The organism is Streptomyces sp. SID5785 (assembly GCF_009870065.1).
Taxonomy (GTDB): Bacteria; Actinomycetota; Actinomycetes; order Streptomycetales; family Streptomycetaceae; genus Streptomyces.
The window spans coordinates 1-2,209 of sequence record NZ_WWIA01000186.1; the positions used below are offsets into that span (position 1 = coordinate 1).

The following is a 2,209-nucleotide window of genomic DNA, read 5'->3' on the forward strand; positions in this document are numbered from 1 at the left end:
GGCGGCCACGAGGAGGCGCGCGCCGCTGTCCCGCAGCGCGAACTCCAGCTCGCCCGCCGTGAGGAGCGGGTTGAGGGGCACGACCACGGCGCCGGTGCGCAGCGCCGCGTAGTAGACGACAGGGAACTGCAGCACATTGGGCAGGGCCACCGCGACCCGGTCGCCCTCGCGCAGGCCGTGGCCACGCAGCAGCGCCGCCGCCCGGGCCGTCCGGTCGTCGAGCCGCGCGTAGGTGAGGGACGCCGCGCCCTGGCGCAGCGCCGTCCGGTCCGGGTGCGCGCGGACGGTACCGGCGAGCAGGGCGGGCAGCGTGGGGACGACGGACGTCATACGGGTTCCTTGTCGTGAGGGTGCGGCAGGTGGCGCGGGGCGGTGGGACGGGGGCGGGGCGTGATCACGTCGTGCGGCGGGACCCCGCCGCGGGACCACGACGCCGGGCGTCCACCGGGCGACGGGCGGGCGGCCAGCCAGAGCCCGAGCGCCCCGACGTCCGGGCCGGTGCCGGCCTCGACGCTGTGCAGCACCGTGTGGTTGTCGACCAGCAGCAGATCCCCCGCGGCGAGGTCGAGGTCGAGCCGGAACGCGGGATCGGCCGCGACCGGGTCGACGAGGTCGAACAGTGCGCGGTCGCGGCGCGTGAGCGGCGGGGCACCGGGCCTGGCATGTGCGGCCTCGATGGCGTCGCGGTCGTAGCGCAGGCTGAAGTGCGGCCCGTCGCGCCGGGCGAGCGGCGTCACCAGGGGCGGCAGTCGCCGGTCGCGGTCGACGCGGTGCGGGCGGTACAGCCGGGTCGCCAGATCGGGCCGCCGCGCCAGTACCTCGTTGTGCACCGCGCCCGCACTGGCCAGGGAGGCCCGGGCCGGGCGCAGGGCCAGCACGGCCAGCGTGTCGGACTCGACCGTGCGCAGGGCCTGCGGCGTGTCGCCGCCCGTGGGGCCCGCACCGGTCATCCGGCCCAGCATGTGCCCGGTGGCGTCCTGCGACACGGGAGTGCCCAGTCGCAGGCAGAGCCCCCAGAACAGGTGCTCGCGCTCGGTCGGACGGTAGCGCCCGACCGGGATGCCGCGCAGCACCATGAATCCGGGGCCGCGCTCCAATTCCCGCACGACGCGCGCGAGTTCGCCGCTCCACGACGGCAGCGGGAACCGGTCGGCCGTGATGCGCAGCAGCGGCACCCCGGGGGAGCGCAGCCGGCGCACGGCCGTGTCGAGTCCGGCGAGCTGTGCACGGGAGGGACGGTGCCGCTCTGCCGCCCGGGCGGCGAGGCGGGGACCCCGCCACACGGCGGGGCCGCGGCAGGCGGACAGGGGTGCAGCTGAGGGTGAAGTGACCACGGCCGGCTCCTTCGGGTGGCGTCGCGGTGCTGCCACGCTAGGTCGGCCGACGATCCCGTGCTTGACCTGACGGGGCGCATCACTTATCTGTTGGGGACAGCCCTGGAGCGCCGCAGCGCCGGAGAGTGCCGGAGTGCCCGTATGAAGCCCCTGGTCCGCAATGCCTCACTGAGCAACTACGTCGAGCTCAGCCAGTCCCTGGGCATCGACCCGCGCGCTCTCCTGAAACAGGCGGGCCTCGACCCGGTCGGGCTCGCCTCCCAGGACCGCTGGGTGTCCGGCGACGCCGTCACCCGGCTGCTCGAACACTCCGCCGCAGCGGCCGGACGGGAGGACTTCGGGCTCCTGCTCGCCGAGCGGCGCCGGTTCGCCAACCTCGGGCCCATCAGCCTCGTCCTGCGCGAAGAGCCCGACGTGCGCAGCGCGCTCGCTCTCCTGGTCCGCCACGAGCGGATGTACAACGAGATGCTCCGCGGACGGCTCACCGAGGCGGGCGGTCTCGCCACCGTGCGCATCGCGCTGGAACTCGGCGCGTTCCACGAGGCCCGCCAGGCCCTGGAGCTTGCGGTCGGCACCCTGATCGGGTTCCTGCGCGCGTTCCTCGGCCCGCGCTGGCAGCCCTTCTCCGTCTGCTTCACCCATGCGGCACCCCGCGACGCGGCCACCCACCGCCGACTCCTCGGCCCCGTCGTCGAGTTCGACCGCGACTTCACCGGCGTCGTCCTCTACGCGGCCGAACTCGACACGCCGAACAAGCTCGCCGACCCGCAGCTGCGCGACTACGCCCGCCAGTACCTCGCATCCCTCGACACCACGACCGACAGCACGGAGCTGGACCGCGTCCGCGAACTCATCGAGGCCCTCCTGCCCACGGG

3 protein-coding genes are annotated in these 2,209 nt (G+C 75.0%); 1 reads left to right on the top strand and 2 read right to left on the bottom strand.

Going from position 1 to position 2,209, the window contains the following annotated elements; translation table 11 throughout:
• Positions 1 to 330, bottom strand: a 330-nt coding sequence (locus GTW43_RS05685; RefSeq protein ID WP_161300518.1) for an AMP-binding protein, incomplete at its 3' end; no start/stop codon positions are given.
• Positions 327 to 1,334 carry a TauD/TfdA family dioxygenase gene (locus tag GTW43_RS05690; protein ID WP_161300519.1) on the bottom strand — a complete coding sequence of 336 codons (1,008 nt, stop codon included), beginning with the start codon at positions 1,332 to 1,334 and terminating at the stop codon, positions 327 to 329. The genes GTW43_RS05690 and GTW43_RS05685, both read right to left, overlap by 4 nt.
• A gap of 141 nt (positions 1,335 to 1,475) precedes the next feature.
• Between GTW43_RS05690 and GTW43_RS05695 the strand changes: the two genes are divergently transcribed.
• Positions 1,476 to 2,209, top strand: a 734-nt coding sequence (locus tag GTW43_RS05695) for an AraC family transcriptional regulator (RefSeq protein ID WP_161300520.1), incomplete at its 3' end; no start/stop codon positions are given.